The organism is Rhodopirellula sp. JB055 (assembly GCF_043100905.1).
Classification (GTDB): Bacteria; Planctomycetota; Planctomycetia; order Pirellulales; family Pirellulaceae; genus Rhodopirellula.
The window spans coordinates 1-6805 of sequence record NZ_JBICHO010000392.1 but is presented as its reverse complement, the minus strand read 5'-3'; the positions used below and the strand labels follow the sequence as shown (position 1 = coordinate 6805).

The window sequence follows — 6805 nt, the reverse complement described above, 5'->3', positions numbered from 1 at the left end:
AAGCGATCCAGGGCCGCGTTGTGTTTGATTTGCGCGACGTCTTTGACCAACGCATCCGTCGTCTCTTTCAATTCTTCAACGAGTTCGGTGGAGTACGACGAACCGGTGTGGTGAATCGCCAGGCTTGCATGGCAGAAACCACACGTCACGAACTTGGCTTTCGCCTTCACGTCGATCGGCGCACCACAATGGTCGCACCGAAGCGAAATCAAGTGGAGGTTCATGCGCGTCGGGATCCTTTCGCCGTTTTGGCATTCGCTCGGCGATTGTTGTTGCGGACAAGGCAACGAAGCCCAGCCAGGCTTGGTGAGCTCGCCCGCGACCAAAACGGCGTTTCGGCTTGGTGCGTCACTTAACGAACCGCGTGGGGAGGTTCGCTGGAAAGCAATTGAAGTGCTTCCAGTGTTCTTGTGATCTGTTCGTCAGTCAGCGTGAAGTACTGGTCGCGACCATTGCTGTCTTCCTGAAAGGTTGTCAAACCGTCATCGGCGACAGTGACTTTGCCAACAGATGTCAAACCGAAATAATCACGATCCGGGCGAACCAATTGCAAGACACACGTCAGGTCCCAAGTGGGACGATCGTGGGGCGGCGGATTGTAGGCAATGTAGGCTTCTGCCAAAGGATGGTGTTCAACATAGCTGTAATCTTGCTCGATGCTTTCATGCGGATAGCGAAGTGCAATCCCAATCTCATAACCACTCCACAAAATGGGGGTTGGCCATTCCTTGGCAATCTTTTGTGCGGCGGGAATGTCTTTGATGACGTTGTATTCCTTGTGGTCGTAAGGTTGACCTTTGTTGTTCATGATTTTTTCAAAGGCGCCGGCCATCACACTAAGACGTTGAACCTTCTTTTTGACCAGGTCTTTTCCGGACAAAGGACTGATATCATCGGCTGGTGAATCCAGCAGGTTGGCAAGGTTGGTTGAGAACCCAACTTGTGCGATCACGACGCTGTTGTCTTCTGCTTTTGCCAGCGTTTGGCGCAGGACATCCACGGCGTCAGGGGCATCCTTGCCGCTTCGCAGGTCATGTGGGAAACGGTCTTTCCCGTCATCTTGAATCGCGGCCAAGCCGTTGAAGCGTCCCTGGCCGTTGGTGACGTCGCTGCGGCAGACTCCGATTGGAATGTCGCCGCGGCCGTAGAAGGTGTTGATCGCGTCCGCGAAAGCGGCTGCCAACTCGTGGTCTTTTGTGATCGTCACGGCCAGCAATTCGCACTCGCCACGTGACTGCAAGGCATGGATGACCCCCATCGCCAACGCATCGTCGACATCGTTTCCAAGATCGGTGTCAAAAATCAGTTGAACCGGTTGGTCGCCTTGAATCGGGGAGGTGGAACTGAGTGTGCCGAGGCAAACTGTGATCGCGAGCAGCAGCGATCCAAATGTTTTTTGGGACATACAGACAGTGAGGGTGGGGATGGGGAGGGAGATGGAGGGTAACGGCGGCGAAGTTGTCCTTCGCCGACGCCCCATCTTAACCGAATTCAATCCGCTCGACACTCGTATGGGCCGGTGCTGATCTGGTCCCGGCCCGACCGTTCCGTCTCAACCTGTTGCCGGAAGCAAAGTCCAAAATGCCCATCCCACCAGTGCACCTCGTATTGACCAAGCGATTGTTCGGATCCAATTGGTCGCCACCAGGCTCGCGTGAACGTCGGATTGAAAACCAGACGCCAATTTGCCGTGCGCGGGGACTTGAAGTGCCGCGGTGCTCAACCAGATGACGCCGAGCAAACCAAGACCCACCACTGACCAGGTCAACGAAAGGTCGCCAGGACGTGAAAACAGCAAACCGACTGCGGTCGCGATTTCAATCAGCATTGGGACGGCGACAATTGGCGTGATTCGTCGTGCGTGCTCGGTTGCGTAACGGGCGAAGACGTCTTCGCCGACGCGGTTGAACATTTTGTAGTGCACCAACTGCACCATCCAAATCAGGCCGACCATGTACCAGGTCGACAGTGCGTTCAACAGAAACAGGAGGTTGCCGCTCATGAACCGTCCGTTTCGGATGGCTTGGTGTCTTTTCCAAGCAGTGACCGCAAGCAATCTTGCAGGTCGGGATAGCGAAACGTGTACCCGGTTTGCTGCAGTCGCTCGGGGATGACTCGCGAACTGGCCAGCAGCAAGACCTCGGCCATTTCACCAAGGGCCAAGCGAAGGGCAAACTTGGGCGCGGGAAAGATCGCAGGCCGATGAAGCACCTCGCCCAACGTTTTCGCAAAGTCACGGTTCCGGATAGGAGCTGGCGCGACGAAGTTGACTGGACCGGAGATCTGATCGTGGTGAATGCAGTGAACGATCGCCCCAAGCACATCGTCCAAGGCGATCCAGGACCACCATTGGTTGCCATTGCCCAATCGTCCGCCCAGCATTTTCGCGGGAAGCAACATCTGCTCGAGGGCGCCGCCCTGTGGCGAAAGCACCATTCCAAATCGCGTGTTGACGACTCGGATGCCAGCATCGCGAGCGGGTTGGCAGGCGTCTTCCCACTCGCCGGCGACGTCCGCCAAAAAGTCATCGCCGCTGGAGGACGATTCGGTCAGGATTTCCTCATCGCGGTCACCGTAGATCCCAGTTGCGGAGGCACAGATCAGAACCGCGGGCTTCTGTTGCAGTTTGGCCAGGCCTTCACAGAGGGCACGGGTTTTCTCAACACGGCTGTCGCGGATTTGTTGTTTGACTTCTGACGTCCAGCGTTTTCCCGCGACGGATTTTCCTGCCAGGTGCACGACCACGTCCACCGATTCAAACTTTTCGATCTCGGGCGGACTTCCCCAGGCAGCGATGCTGGTTGGGTTGCCGTGTTCATCTTCGGTTCCATGTTCATCCCGTGTGATCGAGATGACTTTGTGTCCCAGCAAACTCAGCAGCGTGCACAAGCCGCCACCGACCAAACCGCTGGCGCCGGAAACGGCGATGGTTTTTGGAGACATGGGGTAATCAGCCAACATTTGCAAATCGTCCTGGGTGACTCGGTGGCGATACGCGAACATCGCTTCGATGGTCCGGCGGGCCTTTGCACTGCCAAGCACCTTGCCCGCGAATCCGGCTGGCAATTTGTACTCGATTGCGTCGGTCAATTGGGAACGGGTGTCACCGAGCGGTTCGAATCGATGCTGGTGAAACCAACGTTTGAACGGGCCGGAATCTTGCACGTCGGCGAAGCCATGGGGAGGATCGTACCAGACGTGTCGGGCTCGCCATCGAACCGGAATCCCAGCGATTTTTGTTTTCAGAACCACTCGGCTGCCCGGCAACAATGACTGATCGGAGTGTTCCAGGTTGACGTGTTCCCATGGCGGGGTCAGCCGGTTGAGACAACCAGGGCGAGTGTGATAGGCGAACGCCTCATCGATGCTGACGGGCAGGTCGACGTTTGCTTCATAGTGTTCGGTTCCCGGTTGAGGTTGGCACTCATCGGGAAGTTCCGCGGGGACGCAAACGTTCGTGCCGCCCGGCGATTCAACGGTGGGATCCGAGTTGGGGTCTCGCTGGCCGTCTTGGTTGGTTGGAAGCGACACGCGGGATCAGGCTTCCAGCTCCGCGAGTTCAACGTTGCCCGCCATGGCTCGCAGTTTGTCCATCGCACGACGTTCCAATTGCCGGACACGTTCCTTGGAAACACCGAGACGATCGGCCAACGATTGCAGTGTGTGGACTTTACGATGCGGGCCGAGCGAGAACCGAGCACGAATGATGAATTTTTCGCGACGATCCAAATCGCCCAACATCACGCTCAGTCGGCTTCGCAATTCATGCCATCTCTTCTCGCTGATTGCTGATGAACGTTCTTCTTCGCTAACATCGATGTCCATGTCCTGCAGTCCCCCTTGGACTTTCTGACGTTCTTGTTGGTTCGATACCACCGTTCGGTAGGAATTTCGTCGGACGACTTGCGTGGCGTAGGTGCTGAATCGGAATCCGCGGTCAAAGTCAAACTTTTCGACGGCACGGATCAAACCGACGATCCCGTCGCTGAGCAAGTCATCAAACGTGTTGTTCGGATTGACGAACTTCTTCACGATTGAGAACACCAATCGCAAGTTGGCCTCCACGATTCGATCGCGGTGCCAGTCTGCCAATGCGATCAGCAACTCGATCAACTCCAGGCGATGACGCGATGGACGTTCGGGGTTCAAGACGCTGCGATGGATCGCGGCTTGCTGCAAAAGGTAATTCATTCGCTCGAACAACATCTTCTCTTGTTCGGGCTTGAGCAGCGGAGCCTCGCACAACCGCCCAAGGTGAATCGGGAGGTCGACCCCGCTACGGCGAATCGCCGCGATTCCCAATGAGGTTTCGCGGGGAGCCAGTCCCAGTGGTTGGGAAAAGATTCGCTTGCCTTCACGGACGGTCGTGAATCGATCGTTGGAGATGAAATCGATCTCCTCTCGCAAGCGACGTCGGGTCAGCTTTCGCAGTGTCTTGTGGTCCGTTTCGGAGTGGTCCGAAAGCAGCGGTTGGACCTCCGTCACTGCCTGGGCCAATTCAGCGGACTGGAGCCATGCGGGACGACGGGCAGGGACGGAGGATGCGGTGAGGGCAGGCATGTTTCGACCTTCTCGAATGGCTGGGCTGGATGGCTGTTAGCTAAATCGCGGGTCAGTCAGGAAGTGCTGACAAAGGAAGCTGCCAAGCGGCATTTTCGAGCCAACGTTCTCTTCCAACCCAATGGACATTGCGTCGCGTGTTCCGCAACTCACGTGCCGAACGGAATTCTGGTGTGAACGTTTTGGTTTTAAGAAACGGTCACAACGTTCACTTGTATAGCGATCGGCGGAGGCGCTGGCAAGCGAATTGTTTGAAAGTGAGGAAAAGAAAGTCTGCCAATGTGTGGTCGGAAATCGATCATCTGAGGTGTTTTCCGAACCAGGACAGTGAGAAATGTGCCCCGTTCAGGTCATCCATTGTCAATCGATTACACTGGCAACGTTCCCACGCGGCGCTTAAAACGTTCAGTTCTTTCATGAAACGTTCAGACCGCATTCGCTTCTCAAACTCCCTTCGTTTGCCGTGGCAGCTCGTCAGCCCCAATTTTCACCGAAGCAAATTGCCGCTGCGATGGAAGTCAGCGAGTCATCGGTGAAACGCTGGTGTGACAAAGGCACGATTCCCGTGGTCAAGACGGCGGGTGGTCATCGCCGGATCACATTGGACGCTTTGCAAGCATTCGTCTGTGCGAACGATCGATGCCTGCTGCGTCCCGAATTGTTGGGTTTGCCACAGTTGTCACCTCAGCGGACTACTCGCATTGAAGGCCACGATGATCCTTTGAACCAGCGGTTTCGAGATGCGCTGGCGGATGGCGATGAGACGTGTTGTCGTGAATTGTTGGCGAAGAAGATTGGGATGGGGGCGACACGCAGCGAGGCTGCGGAATCGCTGATCACAGATGCGATGCACGGGTTCGGCGAGGCCTGGGATTGCAATGCGTTGGACGTCTATCAAGAGCGTCGGGGATGCGACATCGCGATGCGTCTGATCTACGAACTGCGTTCAGAGATTCCCGAACCGTCATCTTCGGCTCCCGTCGCGATTGGTGGGGCTCCCGAAGGAGACCCGTATCAGTTGCCGACCATGTTGGTGGAATTGGCGTTGCGAGAGGTCGGTTGGAACGCGACGAGTTTGGGCAACGACCTGCCGATGGAAAGTTTCGTGCAGGCGGCTCACGACTATGATCCACAGATGGTGTGGATGAGCATTTCATCGGTCAGCGAACCGGGGATGTTTGTTGCCGCTCAGAACAAATTGGCGGAATCGCTTGGCGAAGATGTGCCGCTGTTGATCGGCGGCCGTGCATTGAGTGACAAGTTGCGGCCGCGTTTGCATTACACGGCTCACTGCGATTCGCTACGCCACTTGGTTGAACTGGCTGCCATGATGCGACTGGATCGTCGAACTTAGCAGGCAGTTGATTTAGGACTTTTTCAGATCGAAGGATCGGCCGACGCGCTGACCGAATGGCACTTACTTCAGCCTACCTGAGGGAGGGTGAAGTAAGTGCGATTGGGCGCTAAGCAGTTCGGCAGGAATGATCGGGTAGAACCTCACGAAGGCGAGTCTCTCTGAGACTCGCAAATGACAGCGTCTTGGAGAGACGCCGCTACGTGATCAAGCCCAATGACTCCCGCTCACGTGCTTAGACCGCGGTTATTGGAGACGAACCGGACGCGATCGCGTTCCGGCTGACTCAATCACCAGCCAGTTAGTGGCCGCTCAGTTCGTGTTTCGAATCGGAGGTTTCTGCTGTGTCGCGTGATCAGGTGCGCGGAATGATCGGGCGCGTAGCGTGATGCGACACCACGCTGGTCCGATCGCAATCGGTCTTCGTTTTGAAATGCTCCGGGAAGAGCCGGCGTGGGCCGCGTTGAATCAGCGGATCGTCACAGAGGATCCTTCGGACAAGATTCCGAAAACATCTCGTGAGTAGTTGCCTGCAACGCTGATGCATCCTTTGTCGGTCGGAGCGTTTGGATCCGGGCTTCCGTGGATACTCAAACCGGATCCCAGATCAATCCACATCGACCCATAAGGATTGCGTGGGCTTCCCGGTGGGACTGGGTTGCCGGACATGTCGTAGTATGTTTTGGCGGACTGCTTTTCCTGGATCGTGTAGGAACCCGGTTGAGGCGTTGGATCGCTTCCGACTGCAATTTTGAAACGGCCGGCATACAGATCGCCAACGAACATGGTCAGTTCTTGGTGTTTCAAATCGATGTCGCCACGAAACGGTCCGCGAACCACCTTCAAGTCAGTACCTGGCAGAATGGTGACAGGATCGTCCACGCCGTTGAT

6 protein-coding genes and 1 pseudogene are annotated in these 6805 nt (G+C 56.1%); 1 reads left to right on the top strand and 6 read right to left on the bottom strand.

Going from position 1 to position 6805, the window contains the following annotated elements; genetic code table 11:
• The 5 genes and pseudogenes from ACF8AM_RS15545 to ACF8AM_RS15525 all read right to left on the bottom strand — a co-directional run.
• Positions 1–224, bottom strand: a pseudogene (locus tag ACF8AM_RS15545) (hypothetical protein); the annotation flags it as partial.
• Positions 225–352: 128 nt separating this feature from the next.
• Entirely contained in the window at positions 353–1405 is a 1053-nt protein-coding gene (locus tag ACF8AM_RS15540) for a nucleoside hydrolase (protein WP_392556511.1), read from the bottom strand.
• Between the two features lie 147 nt (positions 1406–1552).
• Positions 1553–2002 (bottom strand): hypothetical protein, encoded by a 450-nt coding sequence (locus tag ACF8AM_RS15535; protein WP_392556510.1) that lies wholly within the window; start codon positions 2000–2002, stop codon positions 1553–1555.
• Positions 1999–3531: a TIGR01777 family oxidoreductase gene (locus ACF8AM_RS15530; RefSeq protein ID WP_392556509.1), complete on the bottom strand. Its 1533-nt coding sequence runs from the start codon at positions 3529–3531 to the stop codon at positions 1999–2001. Before ACF8AM_RS15530 ends, ACF8AM_RS15535 begins: the two co-directional genes overlap by 4 nt.
• A gap of 6 nt (positions 3532–3537) precedes the next feature.
• Positions 3538–4560, bottom strand: coding sequence for a sigma-70 family RNA polymerase sigma factor (locus ACF8AM_RS15525; RefSeq protein ID WP_392556508.1), 1023 nt, complete (start codon positions 4558–4560; stop codon positions 3538–3540).
• Between the two features lie 463 nt (positions 4561–5023).
• On the opposite strand from ACF8AM_RS15525, the gene ACF8AM_RS15520 reads away from it, so the two are divergent.
• On the top strand, positions 5024–5914 hold the full coding sequence (locus ACF8AM_RS15520) for a helix-turn-helix domain-containing protein (RefSeq protein ID WP_392556507.1): 891 nt from the start codon (positions 5024–5026) through the stop codon (positions 5912–5914).
• Positions 5915–6382: 468 nt separating this feature from the next.
• On the opposite strand, the gene ACF8AM_RS15515 is transcribed toward ACF8AM_RS15520, so the two are convergent.
• The coding region (locus ACF8AM_RS15515) for a L,D-transpeptidase (RefSeq protein ID WP_392556506.1) at positions 6383–6805 on the bottom strand (423 nt) is incomplete at its 5' end.

Coding starts and splice junctions, on each gene's coding strand:
- ACF8AM_RS15535 (WP_392556510.1), bottom strand. CDS start 2,002: ATGAGCGGCAACCTCCTGTTTCTGTTGAACGCACTGTCGACCTGGTAC.
- ACF8AM_RS15525 (WP_392556508.1), bottom strand. CDS start 4,560: ATGCCTGCCCTCACCGCATCCTCCGTCCCTGCCCGTCGTCCCGCATGG.
- ACF8AM_RS15540 (WP_392556511.1), bottom strand. CDS start 1,405: ATGTCCCAAAAAACATTTGGATCGCTGCTGCTCGCGATCACAGTTTGC.